Origin of the sequence: Microbacterium sp., assembly GCF_047606685.1 — a bacterium.
In the GTDB taxonomy this organism is placed as follows: Bacteria; Actinomycetota; Actinomycetes; order Actinomycetales; family Microbacteriaceae; genus Microbacterium.
In genome coordinates this window covers 12791-31006 of the sequence record NZ_JASGEC010000092.1, presented here as the reverse complement: position 1 = coordinate 31006, position 18216 = coordinate 12791, and the positions used below count along the sequence as shown (strand labels likewise).

Annotated in this window: 12 protein-coding genes and 1 pseudogene; 8 read left to right on the top strand and 5 right to left on the bottom strand. The window is 71.6% G+C overall.

Annotation, left to right across the window (positions count from 1 at the left end):
* Both QM611_RS11080 and QM611_RS11075 read left to right on the top strand, forming a co-directional pair.
* Positions 1-983 (top strand): M15 family metallopeptidase (locus QM611_RS11080; protein WP_415079974.1); only part of this gene is annotated, 983 nt, incomplete at its 5' end.
* A gap of 87 nt (positions 984-1070) precedes the next feature.
* A complete protein-coding gene (locus QM611_RS11075; protein WP_415079973.1) occupies positions 1071-2234 on the top strand; it encodes an acyl-CoA dehydrogenase family protein in 1164 nt (387 codons plus the stop codon).
* Positions 2235-2265: 31 nt separating this feature from the next.
* Here the strand turns inward: QM611_RS11075 and QM611_RS11070 are convergent, their stop codons facing one another.
* The 3 genes and pseudogenes from QM611_RS11070 to QM611_RS11060 all read right to left on the bottom strand — a co-directional run bounded on the left by QM611_RS11070 (position 2266) and on the right by QM611_RS11060 (position 5558).
* A complete protein-coding gene (locus QM611_RS11070) occupies positions 2266-3021 on the bottom strand; it encodes an energy-coupling factor transporter transmembrane component T family protein (protein WP_415079976.1) in 756 nt (251 codons plus the stop codon).
* Positions 3022-3186: 165 nt separating this feature from the next.
* Positions 3187-5004 (bottom strand): annotated as a pseudogene (locus tag QM611_RS11065) (ABC transporter ATP-binding protein); the annotation flags it as partial.
* Positions 5004-5558, bottom strand: coding sequence for an ECF transporter S component (locus QM611_RS11060; protein WP_415079972.1), 555 nt, complete (start codon positions 5556-5558; stop codon positions 5004-5006). The gene QM611_RS11060 and the pseudogene QM611_RS11065, both read right to left, overlap by 1 nt.
* 423 nt (positions 5559-5981) lie before the next feature.
* On the opposite strand from QM611_RS11060, the gene recQ reads away from it, so the two are divergent.
* The 4 genes from recQ to ddaH all read left to right on the top strand — a co-directional run bounded on the left by recQ (position 5982) and on the right by ddaH (position 12666).
* Positions 5982-7955 carry a DNA helicase RecQ gene (recQ, locus tag QM611_RS11055; protein WP_415079975.1) on the top strand — a complete coding sequence of 658 codons (1974 nt, stop codon included), beginning with the start codon at positions 5982-5984 and terminating at the stop codon, positions 7953-7955.
* A 148-nt stretch (positions 7956-8103) separates the two neighbouring features.
* Positions 8104-9921 (top strand): formate--tetrahydrofolate ligase, encoded by a 1818-nt coding sequence (locus tag QM611_RS11050; protein ID WP_415079971.1) that lies wholly within the window; start codon positions 8104-8106, stop codon positions 9919-9921.
* A gap of 185 nt (positions 9922-10106) precedes the next feature.
* A complete protein-coding gene (locus QM611_RS11045; protein WP_415079970.1) occupies positions 10107-11879 on the top strand; it encodes a glycoside hydrolase family 3 protein in 1773 nt (590 codons plus the stop codon).
* Between the two features lie 19 nt (positions 11880-11898).
* Positions 11899-12666 carry a dimethylargininase gene (ddaH, locus tag QM611_RS11040; RefSeq protein WP_415079969.1) on the top strand — a complete coding sequence of 256 codons (768 nt, stop codon included), beginning with the start codon at positions 11899-11901 and terminating at the stop codon, positions 12664-12666.
* A 216-nt stretch (positions 12667-12882) separates the two neighbouring features.
* Here the strand turns inward: ddaH and QM611_RS11035 are convergent, their stop codons facing one another.
* A complete protein-coding gene (locus tag QM611_RS11035; protein ID WP_415079968.1) occupies positions 12883-13776 on the bottom strand; it encodes a universal stress protein in 894 nt (297 codons plus the stop codon).
* Positions 13773-15248, bottom strand: coding sequence for an APC family permease (locus QM611_RS11030; RefSeq protein ID WP_415079967.1), 1476 nt, complete (start codon positions 15246-15248; stop codon positions 13773-13775). The genes QM611_RS11035 and QM611_RS11030 overlap by 4 nt, the downstream gene beginning before the upstream one ends.
* A 258-nt stretch (positions 15249-15506) precedes the next feature.
* On the opposite strand from QM611_RS11030, the gene QM611_RS11025 reads away from it, so the two are divergent.
* Both QM611_RS11025 and QM611_RS11020 read left to right on the top strand, forming a co-directional pair.
* Complete coding sequence (locus QM611_RS11025) at positions 15507-17552, top strand: acyl-CoA dehydrogenase (protein ID WP_415079966.1); 2046 nt, start codon at positions 15507-15509, stop codon at positions 17550-17552.
* 32 nt (positions 17553-17584) lie between these two features.
* Positions 17585-18202: a DNA-3-methyladenine glycosylase I gene (locus QM611_RS11020; protein WP_415079965.1), complete on the top strand. Its 618-nt coding sequence runs from the start codon at positions 17585-17587 to the stop codon at positions 18200-18202.
* Positions 18203-18216 lie beyond the last annotated feature (14 nt).

The following is an 18216-nucleotide window of genomic DNA, read 5'->3' as shown; positions in this document are numbered from 1 at the left end:
GCGAACCGCTCGCCCAGCACGCCGCGCGGCCGCGAACGGGCGCGCGGATCGGCGCGCTGACGGGGGTTGCGGCGGCCGTGCTCGCCGCGACTGTGGCGGTCACCAGCGCGGTCGCCGGCGCGCCCGAGCCGCAGCCGGTGGAGGCCGCAGTGGTGGCTCCCTCGGCGCTCCCGGAGATCAAGGTCGAGGTGGTCGGCGAAGAGTCGTCGGACGCGATATCCACCCTCTCTTCGTCGGATGCCGCGGGCACGCTGACCGTTCCGCTGTGCGCGCGGCCGAAGATCGTCAAAGCGCTCAAGAAGCACAATGACCGCGCGGTCATCGCCGCGTTCGGCGGAGCTGCGAAGATGCGCGCCGCGGTCGCCGCGGGCAAGGCCCCGTGCGTGCGGCTCGACGACCCGACGCGGATCTGGGTCGTCGTCGACAAGGCGAATCCCTACACCCCGCGGCGGTACGAGCCGGACGATTTGGCGCGGGTCAGCGGCATCCGCGTCCTGAACGCGGGGATCCTCCGAAAGGATGCCGGCGCGGCCCTCACCGCGCTCGTCGACGGCGCGAGCGCCGCCGGCGCCGGCGAGCTCGCCATCACGAGCGGCTACCGGTCGTTCGCCGACCAGCGGCGGCAGTATCGCAGCCAGGTGAGCGCGCTCGGCCGAACCGAGGCCGACAAGGTGAGCGCGCGCCCCGGCTACAGCGAGCACCAGTCCGGCCTGGCCGCCGACCTCGTCGCGTGCGATGCCGCGTGCAGCAGCATCGAGCACCTCGGCGACACGCCGCAGGGCGAGTGGCTCGCCGACAACGCGTGGCGCTACGGGTTCATCGTGCGCTACGAGAAGGGCCAGACCAAGACGACCGGCTACAGCCCGGAGCCGTGGCACATCCGCTACATCGGCAAGCAGCTCGCGAAGGCGTACCACAAGGGCGGCTTCCACACGCTCGAGGAGTTCTGGGGCCTGTCTCCCGCCCCGAGCTACGGCGACTGACCCGGCCGCGCTCCGGGTGGCACTCGGTATCCTGACGGAAGGGATGCCGTCTCACCGCATCCCCGCCGTCTCGACGAGGAGCCCAGCATGGAACGCGACATCTACGACGACGACCACGAGGCGTTCCGAGATCTGGTCAGAGACTTCTGCAAGCGCCACGTCACGAACGAGGCGCGCGAGAGGTGGGATGCCGCGGGCGAGATCGACCGCGCGACGATGCGCGCCGCGGGCGAGGCCGGCATCCTGGGGCTGTCGGTGCCCGAAGAGCTCGGCGGAGCCGGGATGCTGCAGGACTACCGCTTCCGCACGGTCGTGAGCGAGGAGACGATCGCCGTCGGCGCGGGCTCGCTCGCCGGCGCGCTCGGCATCCAGGACGACCTCGCGGTGCCCTACCTCGTGCACATGGGCACGGCGGAGCAGAAGCAGAAGTGGCTGCCCGGCATGGCGACCGGGGAGATCCTCGGGGCGCTTGGGATGACCGAGCCCGGGGCCGGCAGCGACCTGCGCGGCATCCGCACCACCGCGAAGAAGGTCGACGGCGGCTACCTCGTCAACGGCGCCAAGACCTTCATCTCCAGCGGCAAGACCGCCGACATGGTGGTCACGTTCGTCAAGACCGGCGAGGGCGACCGGGCCGACGCGTTCTCGCTGCTGATCGTCGAGAGCGGCGCCGACGGCTTCGACCACGGCAAGACTCTGCACAAGATGGGCTTCCACGGCCACGACACCGCCGAGCTGTCGTTCAGCGACGTGTTCGTGCCCGACGAGAACCTGATCGGCGGGGTCGAGGGCCAGGGCTTCGTGCAGCTCATGATGAACCTGCCGCTCGAGCGCCTGTCGATCGGGGTGGCCGCGGCGGCCGCCGCACAGGCGGGGCTGGACTGGACGATCGCGTACGCGAAGGACCGCGAGGCGTTCGGCGAGCGGATCATCGACTTCCAGAACTCGCGCTTCCAGCTGGCCGGCGCCGCCGCAACCGTCGACGCGCTGTGGGCGTACATCGACCGGGCGCTGCGGGCGTACAAGGACGGCCGGCTGACCCCGGAGGAGGCGGCGAAGGTCAAGTTCTGGGCGACCGAGCGCGAGTGGGAGGTGCTCGACGCCTGCGTGCAGCTGCACGGCGGGTACGGGTACATGACGGAGTACCCGATCGCGCGCGCATTCCTCGACGCTCGCGTGCACCGCATCTACGGCGGCACGAACGAGATCATGCGCGAGATCGTGGGTCGCCAGCTCGCCGGCAAGCGCTGACCGGGTTCGCCCGTGGCCAGGGCGCGCGGGCTCAGCGGAGCGTCGCCCAGACGAGCACGGCCGTGACCGCCCAGAACAGCACGACGAACACGACATCGCGCGCGCGGAACGGCACGGGGTAGCGCTCAGTGCGCGTCGGGTGCGCGCCGAACGCACGGGCATCCATCGCCAGCGCCACGCGCTCCGCGTGCCGGATCGCCCCTGCCAGCAGCGGCACGGCGTACCCGCCCCAGCGCGCGACCGCGGCGACAGGGCCACGCCCGCCGTGCGCCCCGCGCACGCGGTGGGCGGCGCGGATCACCTCGAGCTCGGCGCCGAATCGCGGCACGAAGCGGAAGGCCGCGAGAGCGGTGTACCCGACCCGGTACGGCACGCGCAGCTGCTGCACGAACGAGCGCACGAGGTCAGGCCCGGTCGTCGTGAGGCCCGGGATCAGCGACAGCGCGAGGATCGCGCCGAGCCGCAACGCCGTCGCGAGCCCCGCCTGCAGGGCCCCGCCGTGCATCGTCCACGCCCCGATCTGCCACACCACGACGGACTGGTCGACGCGCGACGCATCCGTCCACAGGGCGAGGCCGAACGCGAGCACGGCGACCGCGATCGGGATGCCGAGGGCCAGCAGCGCGACCATGCGCCCGCTCAGCCTCGCCCCGACCAGCAGGGTCGCGTACGCGAGCACGAGCAACGCGATCGGCGTGCCGGGGTCGCGCGTGAACGAGAGCAGCACGATCGCCGGCGCGACCGCGGCGAGTTTGGCGAGCGGGTTGAGCCGGTGCAGGAACCGCAGGGTGGATGGCGCCGCGCCCGCCGCGTACGGGTCGAACGCCGTGCGATGCGGTCGACTGACGGGCGGCGATGTCGGAGAGTCGCGCGAATGTCGGAGGATGTTGCGCGAATCCTCCGACAACGAGGCGATGCTCCGACGTTCCGCACCGCGGGCGGGGCCAACGGGCGCCGCGGCGGGCGGCAGGTCGCGCACGCGCACGATCCCGTCGAACCCGGGCACCCCCGCCAGCGCACTCGCGAGCGGAGGCGTGCGCAGTCCCGCCGACTCCAGCAGCGCCCGGTCGGCCAGCACGGCCTCCGTCGGGCCGTGGGCGACGACGCGTCCGTCCGACACGACGGCGGTGTGCGTGGCGTGCTCGGCGACCAGCTGCATGTCGTGCGTGACCACGATCACGGTGGTGCCGTCGCGGTGCAGCTCGTCGAGCAGGCCGAGCAACTCGTCGGCGCGCTCGCGGTCTTGCCCGAACGTCGGCTCGTCGAGCACGAGCACGGGAGCGCCGGCCACCAGCGCCGTGCCCACCGAGAGCCGCCGCTTCTGCCCGCCGGAGAGGAGGAAGGGATGGCTGTCGCCCTTGCCGCTCAGTCCGAACCGGGCGAGCACGTCGCCGACCCGCTGGCGCACGTCGGCGTCGGGCACGCGTCGCAGCCGGAGCCCGTGCGCCAGCTCGTCGAACACCGTGTGGGCGACGAACTGGTGCTCGGGGTTCTGGAAGACGAACCCGACGTGACGGGCCAGCTCGCGCGCCGGCGCCCGGCCGGGGTCGATGCCGTCGACGAGCACCCGGCCGCGCGGAGGAGGCACGACCCCGGCGATCGCCTGCACGAGCGTCGTCTTGCCCGCGCCGTTTGCGCCGACGACGGCGAGGAACTCCCCGCGGCGAGCGTCGAGGTCGACTCCGTGCAGCACCTCGTCGCGCCCGCGGCTCACGGTGAGCGCCCGCACCGTGACGGCGAGCTCTGCCGCGCCTCGGTCGTGCCCCTGGTCGTTGAGCGGGGGTTGGGGTGCGCTCGGTCGCTCAACGACCGGGGTGCCCGCTTCGAACGTCGGAGAATCGTGCGGATGTCGGAGGATTTCGCGGGAATCCTCCGACATTGGCGAGATGCTCCGACCTTCGGCCGCCGCGGGCGGCGGCGTGCTCGCCTCCAGCGCGGCGCGCAGCTCCGCCGGAGTCAGCGGCAGCGGATCGAGCGCGTACCCGGCGCCCCGCAAGCGCAGCGCCGCGAGCGTCGACACCGGCAGCCACACCCCGAGCCCGTGCAGCTCGTCCGCGCGCTCGCGCAGCACCGAGTCGACCGGCCCGTCGGCCACGAGGCATCCCTCGCCGTCCAAGACGACCACGCGATCGACGAACCCGATCGCGGCGTCGAGGTTGTGCTCGACGAGCACGATCGCGTGATCGCCGGTCGCGACGAGGTCGGCGAGGGCGGTGTAGACCTCCTCGATGCCGGCCGGGTCGAGGTTCGCGGTGGGCTCGTCGAGCACGAGCAGCGGCGACTGGATCGCCAGCGCGCACGCGATCGCGAGCCGCTGCCGCCCACCGCCGGAAAGCCGGTCGGGGTTGTCGCCGCGGCGCTCCCACAGTCCGACCCGGCGCAGCGCGCCCTCGACGCGGCGCATCACGTCGAAGGCGGGCAGTCGCAGGTTCTCGACTCCGAACGCGACCTCGTCGAGCACCGTCCCTGTCACCAGCTGCGCGTCGGGGTCTTGGAACACCATCCCCACCCGCGTGCTGAGCTCGGCGACGGAGGCGTCGGATGCCGCGTGCCCGGCGACCTCGACAACGCCCTCGACCCGCGCGGGCACGGCGTGCGGGATGAGCCCGTTCAGCGCGAGCGCGAGCGTCGACTTGCCCGAGCCGCTCGGCCCCAGCACGAGCACGACCTCGCCGGGGGCGACCGAGAAGGTGACGGAGCGGGGCGTTGCCGCATCCGCCCCCTCGTGCGTGATCGCCAGCCGCTCGACTCTCAGAAGGGGGGAGGGCATCAGCGTCCGCCGCGCGCGACGCCCGCCCGTCGCAGGCCCGCGCCGATGGCGAGCGCGACACCGGTCCACGCGATCGGCCCGACGAACAGCACCGCGACGAACGCGACCTGCGCCCACGTCTCGAAGCGCGCGAGGTCGAAGACGAGCCACATGATGCCCGCGAGCACGAGCCCGACGACCACGCCCGAGACCATGAACCGCCACCACTTCCACACGCGGTAGCGGGTGAGGGCGGCGATGCCCTCCTGCAGTCCGCCGATCAGCACCGCCACGCCGAGATAGCGCATCGCCCATTGCGGCGAGAACGCGGTGGCCACGAGCGCGGCGACGACGTGCGTGATCAGGGCGACCCACGGCAGTCGCAGCAGTTCTTGCGCGATGATGCCGGGCACGACGTGCACGCCGAGCACGAGCCCGTAGAGCACCGCGAGCGGGTAGAGCGCCCACAGCGGCACGCTCAGCCATCCGGCCACCGCCGAGAGCAGCCCGGTCGCCACCCCGATCGCGGCGCACACGAGCAGCACGCGAGTCGACAGGACGGTGCGGGTGGCCACCCGAACAGCGTAGTCGCGCGGCGGCGCGGCGCTCTCGGGCTCCACGTCGAGTCTGCTCAGACGCCCGACCTTCGCGCGCCAGAAACCCGCAGTCGCGCCTGCGAGTCGCACGCGCGTGTGCGGGTTTCTGTAGCGCGGGCCGGGGCCGGCTTCAGGGAAGTGGCGCGGGTGCGGGTATGTGGCGCGGGTGTGGGTTTCTCGCGCGGGTGTGGGTTTCTGCAGCGCAGGTGAACGTGGACGATGGCTTCGCGCGCGCGCCGACCTCGCCTCCGCGGTGGACAACGGCTGAGCGGTGTCTGGCCAACCCTTTAGGGTGATCGGGTGAGCTCCCCACCCGACGCCGACCCGTACGACGGGCTCGAGTGGGAGCCCGACGAGCCGCCGCCCGACGACGAGTTCGCGCCCCCGCCCGACGACGAGTGGATGCCGGCCCTTCGACAAGCTCAGGGGCCGGGACAAGCTCGGGGGCCGGGGCGCGCTCAGGGGCCGGGACAGGCTCAGGGGCCGGGGCGCGCTCAGGGGCCGGAGGCATCCCTCCCCTCCCGCGACTTCACCGGCGCCGACCCTCTCGACGTCTTGCGCGAGGTGTTCGGGTACGACGCCTTCCGCGGCGACCAGGCAGAGATCGTCGAGCACGTGGTCGCCGGCGGCGACGCCGTCGTGCTGATGCCGACGGGCGGCGGCAAGAGCATCACATACCAACTGCCCGCGCTCGTGCGGCCGGGGACGGGACTGGTCGTGAGCCCCCTCATCGCGCTCATGCACGACCAGGTCGACGCGCTCGTGGCCAACGGCGTGCGCGCCGCGTACCTCAACTCGACGCAGCTGCCCGGCGAGCGCGCCGCTGTGGAGCGTACCTTCCTCGACGGCGGCCTCGACCTTCTCTACGTCGCGCCCGAGCGCCTGTCGGCGCCGCAGACCACCCAGCTGCTGCAGCGCGGGCGGCTCAGCGTCATCGCGATCGACGAGGCCCACTGTGTGAGCCAGTGGGGCCACGACTTCCGGCCCGACTACCTGGCGCTGGGCGACCTCGGCGAGCGGTTCCCGGGCGTGCCGCGCATGGCGCTCACCGCCACGGCGACGCGGGCGACGCACCGCGAGCTCACCGAGCGCCTGCGGCTGCCGACGGCGAAGCACTTCGTCGCGAGCTTTGATCGCCCCAACATCCAGTACCGCATCGAGCCGAAGGCCGATGTGCGCCGCCAGCTGCTCGCGTTCATCCGCGCGCAGTCGGCCCTTCGACAGGCTCAGGAGCCGGTGGCCGGCATCGTCTACGCGCTGAGCCGCAAGTCCGTCGAGCAGACCGCCGAGTTCCTGCGCGCGCAGGGCGTCGACGCGCTGCCGTACCACGCGGGCCTGCCGGCCGAGACGCGCGCGGCCAACCAGTCCCGCTTCCTGCGCGACGAGGGCGTGGTCATGGTGGCGACGATCGCGTTCGGCATGGGCATCGACAAGCCCGACGTGCGCTTCGTCGCGCACGTCGACCTGCCGAAGTCAGTCGAGGGCTACTACCAAGAGACCGGCCGCGCCGGCCGCGACGGCGAGCCGGCCGTGGCGTGGCTCGCGTACGGGCTCGGCGACGTCGTGCAGCAGCGCCGGCTCATCGAGCAGAGCCCCGGCGACCGCGAGTTCACCATGCGGCTCGGGCAGCACCTCGACGCGATGCTCGCGCTGTGCGAGACGGTGGGATGCCGCCGGCAGAACCTGCTCTCGTACTTCGGGCAGGACTCCGCGCCCTGCGGCAACTGCGACACGTGCCTCGAGCCCCCCGACACGTGGGACGGCACGGTCGCCGCGCAGAAGCTGATGTCGACGATCGTGCGGCTGCGGCGCGAGCGGGGCCAGTCGTTCGGGGCGGGCCAGCTCATCGACATCCTGCGCGGCAACGCCACCGAGCGCGTGCGCCAGCAGCGGCACGACGAGCTGAAGACGTTCGGCATCGGCGACGAGCTGTCGGAGGCCGACTGGCGTGGCGTCGCCCGGCAACTGCTGGCCATGGGCCTGCTGCAGGCGCAGGGCGCCTACGGCGTGCTGGCGCTCGGGCCCGACGCGGGCGCGGTGCTCCGCGGCGAGCGCGAGGTGCCGTTGCGGCGCGACGTGCTGCGCGCGGCGGGGAGTGGCCGCGCGCGGAAGGCCGCGGCATCCTTTCGACAGTCTCAGGGAGCGATTTCTGAGGGAGACGTGCCGCTGTTCGAGGCGCTGCGCGCGTGGCGCGCGGAGGAGGCGGGCCGGCAGGGCAAGCCCGCATACGTCGTGTTCGCGGATGCCACGCTGCGCGCGCTTGCCGAGCATCGGCCGACGTCGCTCGAGGCGCTCGACGGCATCACCGGCATCGGGGCGAAAAAGCGCGAGACCTACGGCCCCGCTGTGCTCGAGGTGATCGCCGCCGCCGGCTGAGCGGTGGCGCAGGGCGACGCCGCGGCATCCGCTCGCGTGTTGGGTTGCCGCGTTGTGCACGTGGGCCCGCGTTTCGCGGCAACTGAACCGCACGACGTTCACCGTAGGCTGGCGACAGCGGGCGACGGCGCCCGTGGGGAGGGCGGTCATGGGCCTCAGCAACATCGAGATCGCGCAGGCAGCCGACATGCGTCCGATCGCGGACGTCGCGGCGGCGCTCGGGATCCCGGGCGACGCGCTCGAGCCGTACGGCCGCTACAAGGCGAAGGTCGCGCTGCCCTACCTCGACACGCTGCGCGAGAGGCCGCAGGGCAAGCTCGTGCTCATGACGGCGGTGTCCCCGACCCCCGCGGGCGAGGGCAAGACGACCACGACGGTCGGCCTCGGCGACGCGCTCCGGCGCATCGGCGAGCACGCGATGGTCTGTCTGCGCGAGCCGGCGCTCGGCCCCGTCTTCGGCATGAAGGGCGGCGCTGCCGGCGGCGGATACGCGCAGGTCGTGCCGATGGAAGACATCAACCTGCACTTCACGGGCGACTTCTCGGCGATCGCGGTCGCCACGAACTTGCTCGCGGCGCTCATCGACAATCACGTCCACCACGGCAACGCCTTGGGCATCGACGTGCGCCGCGTCACGTGGCGTCGCGTGCTCGACGTCAACGACCGCGCGTTGCGCGACACCGTGATCGGCCTCGGCGGCCCGGGCAACGGCTATCCGCGCGAGTCGGGGTTCGACATCGTCGTGGCGTCCGAGGTCATGGCGATCTTCTGCCTCGCGACCGGCATCGCCGACCTCAAGGAGCGGCTCGGCGAGATCGTCATCGGACACACGAGGGAGAGGATGCCGGTGCGCGCCCGCGATCTGGGCGCCCACGGCGCGATGACGGCGGTGCTGCGCGACGCGCTCGCCCCCAATCTCGTGCAGACGCTCGAGCACACGCCCGCGTTCGTGCACGGCGGCCCCTTCGCGAACATCGCGCACGGCTGCAACTCGGTGATCGCGACGAGCGCCGCGCTGCGCCTCGCCGACTACGTGGTGACCGAGGCGGGGTTCGGCGCCGACCTCGGCGCGGAGAAGTTCATCGACATCCTGTGCCGCTCCACGGGCCTGCGGCCGTCGGCGGCCGTGATCGTGGCGACCGTCCGCGCGCTCAAGTACCACGGCGGCGTCGAAGTCGAAGACCTCGCGGGAGAGGATGTCGCGGCGCTGGAGCGCGGCATCCCGAATCTCGAGCGCCACCTCGCCACCGTGCGCGAGACGTGGGGGCTGCCCGCGGTCGTCGCGATCAACCATCGGGCCGAAGACGCGGATGCCGAGGTGGCAGCCCTCGTCGCGGCGGTCGAGCGGGCGGGGGCGCGGGCGATCGTCGCGAAGCACTTCGCCGAGGGCGGCGCCGGGGCGGAGGAGCTCGCGCGCGAGGTCGTGCGCCTGTGCGAGCTTGTCCCGGCCCCTGAGCCTGCCCCGGCCCCTGAGCTTGTCGCGTCCCCTGAGCCTGTCGCGTCCCCTGAGCTTGTCGCGTCCCCTGAGCTTGTCGCGTCCCCTGAGCTTGTCGCGTCCCCTGAGCTTGTCGCGTCCCCTGAGCCTGTCGAAGGGCTGCGCTTCACGTATCCCGATGACGCGACGCTGTGGGAGAAAATGCGCGCCATCGCGACGCGCGTGTACGGCGCGTCCGACATCACGGCCTCGACCGCGGTGCGCGCGCAGATCCGCCGCCTGCAGGACGAGGGCTACGGCGGGTTCCCCGTGTGCGTGGCCAAGACGCAGTACTCGTTCTCGACCGACGCGAAGCTGCGCGGAGCCCCGTCCGGGCACATCGTGGATGTCCGCGAGGTGCGACTGGCGGCTGGCGCGCGGTTCGTCGTGATGATCTGCGGAGACATCATGACGATGCCCGGCTTGCCGGCCCGCCCGGCCGCCGAGAGCATCGACGTCGACGACGCCGGCCGCATCGTCGGCCTCTTCTGACGAGGTCGCATTTGCTCACCCGTCACTTTGTGCGGGTGCCGTAGGAGCGCGTGCGCAGTTAGCGCCTGGTGAGCAGACCGGGTTCCGCTCACCCGTCGCTTCGTGCGGGTGCGCCGGCTGCGGAATCGCCGAAAGCGACTGCTGAGCAACGGACGAGCACGCGTCCGAACCCCTAGGCTGGCGCAATGAGCAACGACGCCATGTCCCCCGTCGACACGCGGTACCGCGACGCATCCCTTCCCGTCGCCGAGCGGGTCGAGATCCTGCTGAGCCAGATGACTGTCGAAGAGAAGGTCGGCCAGTTCTTCCACGCGATGATCTCGATGGGCGAGAATGGCGCGCTCTCCGAGGGGAATCCGGCGTTCAACATCGCGTCCAATCGCGAATATGTCGTCGACCGGCATCTGTCGCACTTCAACGTGCTGGGCGCGGTGCCATCGGTGGAAGACCTCGCGCGCTGGCACAACAACATCCAAGAGCTCGCCGCGACCACGCGCCTCGGCATCCCTGTCACGATCTCGACCGACCCGCGCCACTCGTACACCGAGAACCCGGGCACCGCGATCTTCACCAGCGTGTTCTCGCAGTGGCCCGAGCCCCTCGGTCTCGCCGCGACACGCGACGCCGCGCTCGTGGAGGCCTTCGCCGACATCGCGCGCCAAGAATATGCCGCTGTCGGCATACGCGTCGCGCTGCATCCGCAGATCGACCTCGCCACCGAACCGCGCTGGGCGCGCCAGCTGCAGACCTTCGGGGAGGACGTCGATCTCACGTGCGAGCTCGGAGCCGCCTACATCCGCGGATTCCAGGGCGCGTCGTTCGGCCCCGGCAGCGTCGCCACGATGACGAAGCACTTCCCGGGCGGGGGCCCGCAGCTCGACGGCGAGGATCCGCACTTCGCGTACGGCCGCGAGCAGGTCTATCCGGGCGGTCAGTTCGAGCTGCACCTCAAGCCGTTCGAGGCTGCGTTCGCCGCCGGCACGCGGCAGATCATGCCGTATTACGGGATGCCGGTGGGCACCGAGTACGAGGAGGTCGGTTTCGGCCTCAACAAAGACGTCATCACGGGCCTGCTGCGCGAGCGGTTCGGCTTCGACGGCATCGTGTGCACCGACTGGGGCCTGATCACCGACCAGGCGATCCTCGGCACCGAGTTCCCGGCGCGGGCGTGGGGCGCCGAGCAGCTGACGCCGCACGAGCGCATGGCCAAGATCCTCGACGCCGGCTGCGACCAGTTCGGCGGAGAGCAGTGCGACGGCATCCTGCTCGATCTCGTCCGCTCAGGGCGCATCGCCGAGGAGCGGCTGGATGTCTCGGTCCGCCGCCTGCTGCGCGAGAAGTTCGACCTCGGCCTGTTCGACAACCCGTACGTCGATGTCGAGGCGGCTGTCGTGCTCGTCGGCAACGACGAGTTCCGCGCCGCCGGGGTCGAGGCACAGCGCGCGTCGGTCACGGTGCTGAGCAACGGGGGCGCGCTGCCGTTCGCGAAGGGCGCGAAGCTCTACGTCGAGGGCATCCCGGCGGAGGTGGCGGGCGCGTACGGCGAGGTGGTCGCGTCGCCGAGCGAGGCGGATGTCGCGATCCTCCGCCTGCAGGCGCCTTTCGACGTGCGCTCCTCGGCGTTCGAGAACTTCTTCCACGCGGGTTCGCTCGAGTTCCCGGCCGACGTGCGCGCGCACGTCGCCGAGGTTGCGGCATCCGTCCCGACCGTGGTCGACGTGTTCCTCGACCGGCCCGCAATCATCGCTCCCCTGGTGGAGTCCGCCAACGCCGTGGTCGCGAACTGGGGGGTGAGCTCGGCGGCGCTGCTCGACGTGCTCAGCGGCGCCTCGCCCGCGCGCGGCAGGCTGCCGTTCGATGTGCCGCGGTCGATCGAGGCGATCGAGGCATCCCGCCCGGACGTGCCATTCGACACCGAGGACCCGCTCTTCCGCTTCGGGCACGGCCTGGCGCTGTAGACATCGGTAGGCTGGCGGGATGCCTCGCATCCTTGCCCGCCGTCCGTCGCCGCGGCTCGCCGACGGCGAGCTCACCCACATCGAGCGCGCTCCCGTCGATGCCGCGCTCGCGATGAAGCAGTGGGAGCAGTACGTCGCCGCTTTCCGCTCCCGCGGGTGGGATGTCACCGAGATCGACGCCGCCGACGAGCACGCCGACGGCGTCTTCGTCGAAGACACCGTCGTCATGTTCGACGACCTTGCCGTGCTTACTCGTCCGGGCGCCGACTCGCGTCGTGGCGAGATCGCCACGACGCGCTCGACGCTGGACTCCCTCGGCATCCCGCACGAGGAGATCCGGGAGCCGGGCACGCTCGACGGCGGCGACATCCTCAAGGTCGGCCGCACGGTGTACGCCGGCCGCACCCTGCGCACGAACGACGACGGCATCGCGCAGCTGCGCGAGCTGCTTGCCCCGCGCGGCTGGGAGGTCGTCGCCGTGCCGGTCACCCGGCGCCTGCACCTGAAGAGCAGCGTGACGGCGCTGCCCGACGGCACCGTCATCGGGTACCCGCCCGCTGTCGACGACCCGGGTGTGTTCCCCGCGTTCCTCGCGGTGCCCGAGGAGCACGGCACCGCCGTCGTCGTGCTCGACGAGCGCACGGTGCTGATGTCGTCGGACGCGCCGGAGTCCGCCGAGTTGTTCCGGGCCCGCGGCCTGGACGTGCTCACGTGCCCGATCTCGGAGTTCGAGAAGCTCGAGGGCTGCGTGACCTGCCTCTCCGTGCGCGTGCGCGTGCGCTCCTGACCCGCCCGACCCTCCCCGCGCCCCGCCCGCCCCGCCCAGCTGCGGGCTTCGCGCGCCAGAAACCCGCAGTCGCGCGTGCGAATTACACGCGCGAGTGCAGGTTTCACACGCGCGAGTGCAGGTTTCACGCGCGCGAGCGGAGCCCGCGTGCGGGAAGGAGCCGCGCGTGCAGGAAAGAGCCGCGCGTGCAGGCAACACCCGCGCGAAGCGCGCGTTCTACTCCACGGCCGCGCCGGGCACCGCCACGACCGGCACCGGAGAGTGGCGGATGATCTTCGACGCGCTCGAGCCGAGGAACACCTGCGCCAGCCGGTGGGTGGACGACGACCCGACCACCAGGATGTCGCCGTCGTGCCAATCGAGCGACCCCACGGCCTGTTCCCAGTCCGCGCCCTCGGCGAGGCTGGCCTCCACGTCGCCGTCGAAGCCTGCGGAGCTCAAGTGCTCCTGCGCTTCGCGCTGGGCGGCGGCTGCCTGGAGTGCCCACAGCTCGATCACCTGGGTCTCGGCGTGCGTGACGGTCGTGGTCGCCATGCGGCCCGGAGCGACCAGGAAGGTCACGAGCCGCAGGCTCGCGTTCGCGCGCCGGCAGAGGTCGGCGACGGCGGTGAGCAGGCTCCAGCTGGCGTCGTCGTCGCGAAAGCCGACGGTGACCCGGGTCACCGGGCCGTCCGCTCGGTAGCCGCGCGGGGCGATTGCGACCGGCACCTCGGAGGAGTGCACCAGCCGGTCGGTCTTCGAGGTGAGCCGGATGCGCCCGTCCGGTGCTTCGTCGCCGGACCCGACGACGATGGCGGATGCCTCGGCATCCGCCGCCGCGCTCAGCAGCGCCTGCGGGACCGAGCGCGCGCCCACCCAGCTCGCGGTCGCGTCGACCTCGGGATGCGCGCTGAGATGCTCGGCCGCGCTCGCCGCGCTCTGGCTGCCCTCCTCGGCCGCCCACTGCAGGAACTCGCGGTCGGTGTCGCGGGCGGCGACCGGAGTCGCCCAGCCGCTGGGCACGACCGTGACCACGCGCACGGGTTCGGGCCGCGAGCGGGCGAGCTGGCAAGCCAGCTCGATGGCGCTGCGATCGTCTTTGTGGCGGCTGTAGCCGACGAGGTAGGTCACTTGTCCAACTCCTCCCGGATCGGCTCGGCGATCTCCTCTTCCGACGTGTAGTGGCTCAGCGTGGCGTTCTTGCGGCCGTAGCCGAGGTAGAAGAGGAACACGATCGCCAGCCACGACACGCAAATGATCCAGGTGATCGGCTTGAGGCTGGTGAGCACGTACAGGCAGACCACGACGGTGAGGATCGGGACGACCGGGTACAGCGGCACCTTGTACGGCCGCTCCAGCTCGGGGTGCGTGCGACGCAGGCGCATGAGCGAGATCGCGACGACGCTGAAGGCCACGAGCGTGCCGAACGACACGCTGTCCCACAGGTAGTCGGACGGGACCAGACCCGCGACGATCGCGACGAGAATCGCCACGACGACCGTGTTGAACACCGGCGTGCCCGTCTTGGGGCTGACCTGCTCGAACTTCTTCGAGACCATCCCGTCGCGGGAGATGGAGAAGAGGATGCGGGTCTGCCCGTACAGGGTGACCAGCGTCACCGAGAACACCGAGATGACGGCGCCTGCGGCGAGGATCGTCGCCCACACCGGCGTGCCGGTGACGTTCTCCAGGATCTTCGCGAGGCCGGCCTCGCCGGCCTCCTCGGTGCCGAACCATTCGGCCGGCTCGGCGGCAAGGCCCGCGACGCACACGAGGATGTAGATCGAGGTCACGATGATGAGCGCGCCGATGATGGCGCGCGGGATCGCCTTTTGCGGGTTCTTCACCTCCTCTCCTGCCGTGGCCACGGCATCCAGGCCGATGAAGGAGAAGAAGATCGTGCCGGCGGCCGCTCCGATGCCGGATGCCTGCGCGAAGAAGTTCGAGAAGTGGTCCGCGTTGAACGCGCTGATGCCGATCACGGTGAACAGCACCAGCACGCCGAGCTTGATGACCACCATGATCGCGTTGATCGTGGCCGACTCCGACGCGCCGCGGATCAGCAGCAGCGCGCACAGGGCGATGAGCACGACGGCCGGCAGATTGATGCCGCCGCCGGTGGCCACCCCGTCGTCGCCGGGGATGAACGACACCGACAGCTCGACGGGCAACTGCCACCCGAACAGCTGGTGCAGCAGCTCGTTGAAGTAGCCGCTCCAGCCGACCGCGACCGCCGAGACGGCCACGCCGTACTCCAGCAGCACGCAGCCGCCGACGATGACCGCGACGCCTTCGCCGAGCGCGTGATAGCTGAACGAGTAAGTCGAGCCGCTCACCGGGATCGACGAGGACAGCTCCGCGTAGCACAGCGCGGAAAGCCCGGCCGCGGCCGCGGCCAGCAGGAACGAGATGATGACGGAGGGGCCTGCGACGGGCACCGCCTCGCTCAGCACGAAGAAGACGCCAGTGCCGACGGTCGCGCCGACGCCGAACATCATCAGCTGGAAGGTGCCGAGATTTCGCGCCAGCTCCTCGCCCGCGTGGTGCTGCTTCTGGAAGACGATCGGCTTGCGCCGAAGCAGTTGGTCTCCGAATGAGCTCATGTGCGCACTCCTTCTCAGGCTCGGCCCGTCGATTCGTCGAGGCTGGCCCAGTCTGGCGCCGCCGCCGAGGGCAAGCAATGGGCGACACGTGGTTTTTACACGCGCCGCGTTTCTGAGGCGGCGAGGGATGTCGGAAGCGCACAACCGCCGCCCGCGGCGCTGTCGCGCCCGCGTGTGGGAATGCGACAATCGAGTTGGATGCCTGTTGTGGGAGTCCTACCGTCGAAGCATCCCGCACCCCTCATCGAAAGGTGATCCATGGCCGATGCTGCCATCCGCCAAACGCGACCCGCCGCCCAGCCGCGCGTCGACATCCCCGAAGTCACCGGTCTGCTGCTGGGAACCTGGGCGTCCACGCGCCGAGAGGTGCGCGAGCTGATCAAGGACCCCGCGTTCTGGCGCGTGGACGGGATGCCGATGGCCGAGCACCGCGAGCGCGTGCGCGGCCAGGTGCGACTGCTCGTCGACGCGGGCGGATCGCGCCGCGCGTTCCCGAAGGAGTACGGCGGCCTGGAAGACAACGGGGCGAACATCGCCGGCTTCGAAGAGCTCGTGCTGGCCGACCCGAGCCTGCAGATCAAATCCGGCGTGCAGTGGGGGCTGTTCGCCTCCGCCATCCACCAGCTCGGCACGAAGAAGCACTGGGACGCGTGGCTGCCCGGCGCCATGGACTTCTCGATCCCCGGCGCGTTCGCGATGACCGAGACCGGGCACGGCTCCGATGTCGCCGCGATCGGCACGACGGCGACCTACGATCCCGACGCCGAGGAGTTCGTCATCCACACGCCCTTCCGCGGCGCATTCAAGGACTACCTCGGCAACGCCGCGCTGCACGGCGTCGCGGCGACGGTGTTCGCGCAGCTGATCACGGGCGGCGTCAACTACGGCGTGCACTGCTTCTATGTGCCGATCCGCGACGCCGACGGGGCGTTCCTGCCCGGCGTCGGCGGCGAGGACGACGGCGTGAAGGGCGGGCTCAACGGCATCGACAACGGCCGCCTGCACTTCGACCACGTGCGCGTGCCGCGCTTCAACCTGCTCGACCGCTACGGGCGAGTGGATGCCGATGGCGTGTACAGCTCCGACATCCCGTCTCCGGGCCGCCGCTTCTTCACGATGCTGGGCGCGCTCGTGCAGGGCCGCGTGTCGCTGGATGGAGCGGCGACGACGGCGGCCGCGCTCGCCGAGCACATCGCGGTCACCTACGCGAACCAGCGCCGCCAGTTCGACTCGGGAGCCGGCGCCGACGAGGTCGTGCTGCTCGACTACGCGAAGCACCAGCGGCGCCTGCTGCCGCTGGTGGCGCAGACGTACGCGCAGTTCTTCGCGCACGACGAGCTGCTGATCGCGTTCGACGGCGTCTTCAGCGGCGCGCACGACACCCCCGACGAGCGCGAGGACCTCGAAACGCTCGCCGCGGCGCTCAAGCCCCTGTCGACGTGGAACGCGCTCGCGGCCGTCCAGGAGTGCCGCGAGGCGTGCGGCGGCGCGGGCTTCCTCGCCGAGAACCGCCTCACCGGGCTGCGCCACGACCTCGACGTGTACGTCACGTTCGAGGGCGACAACAACGTGCTGCTGCAGCTGGTCGGCAAGCGGCTGCTCAGCGACTACGCGACGCAGTTCGCCGGCGCGGACGCCGCGGCGCTCGCGCGTTTCGCGGTGGGGCAGACCGCCGGCAAGGTGTTCCACGGGGCGGGGCTGCGCCAGCTCGGGCAGTCGGTCGCCGACTTCGGCTCCACGGCGCGGTCGGTCGAGCTCGGGCTGCGCGTCGAGCAGCAGCACGAGCTGCTGTCGGGGCGTGTGCAGCAGATGGTGGCGGATGTCGCGGCCGCGCTGCGCCCCGCGCGCAAACTGTCGCCGGTGGATGCCGCCGCGTTGTTCAACGCGCACCAGAGCGAGCTGATCGAGGCGGCGCGCGCGCACGGCGAGCTGCTGCAGTGGGAGGCCTTCAGCGACGCCGTCGCGGGCCTCGGCGACTCGGGCACGCGGCAGGTGCTGTCGTGGCTGCGCGACCTGTTCGGGCTGTGGCTCATCGAGAAGCACCTCGCCTGGCACCTCGTCAACGGGCGGCTGTCGGCGCAGCGCGCGGCATCCGTCACTCGCTACATCGACCGGCTGTGCGCCCGGCTGCGCCCGCACGCTCAAGACCTGGTCGACGCCTTCGGCTTCGCGCCCGAGCATGTGCGCGCGCCGATCGCGTCGGGCGCCGAGCGCGAGCGGCAGGAAGAGGCGCGCGCGCACTACGCCGCGCTCGCCGCCTCGGGCCAAGCCCCCGTCGCCGAGAAGGCCGTCACGAAGCGCTGACGTTCCCGCCGACCCCGGTCTACGGTGGGGGAGTGAGCACCGACCTGCGCATCGGGCCCGACGGCATTGCGCGCTGCGCCTGGGTGGGCGACGATCCCGAGCCCGACACCGCGCCCCGCCCCGGCGCGGCCGAGTACCGCCGGTACCACGACGACGAGTGGGGCCGCCGGTTGCACGGCGACCGCGCCCTGTTCGAGAAGCTGAGCCTCGAGGGCTTCCAGGCCGGCCTCAGCTGGATCACCATCTTGCGCAAGCGGCCGGCGTTCCGCGCCGCGTTCGCGGGCTTCGACCCCGCAGCCGTCGCGCGCTTCGACGACGGCGACATCGCCCGCCTCATGGCCGATGCCGGCATCGTGCGCAACCGCGCCAAGATCGAGGCCACGATCTCCAACGCGCGCATCGTCGAGGGAATGGATGACGGCGAGCTCGATGCGCTGCTGTGGTCGTTCGCGCCATCCCGCCCCCGCCCGCGTCCGCGCAGCCTCGGCGACGTGCCGGCCACGACGCCGGAGTCGGATGCTGCGAGCACGGCGCTGCGCACGCGCGGCTTCCGCTTCGTCGGCTCGACGACCCTGTACGCGCTCATGCAGTCGGCGGGCATGGTCGATGACCACCTCGAGGGATGCTGGCGGGCGGCCGCCGATGGGTGATACTCCCCATCCGC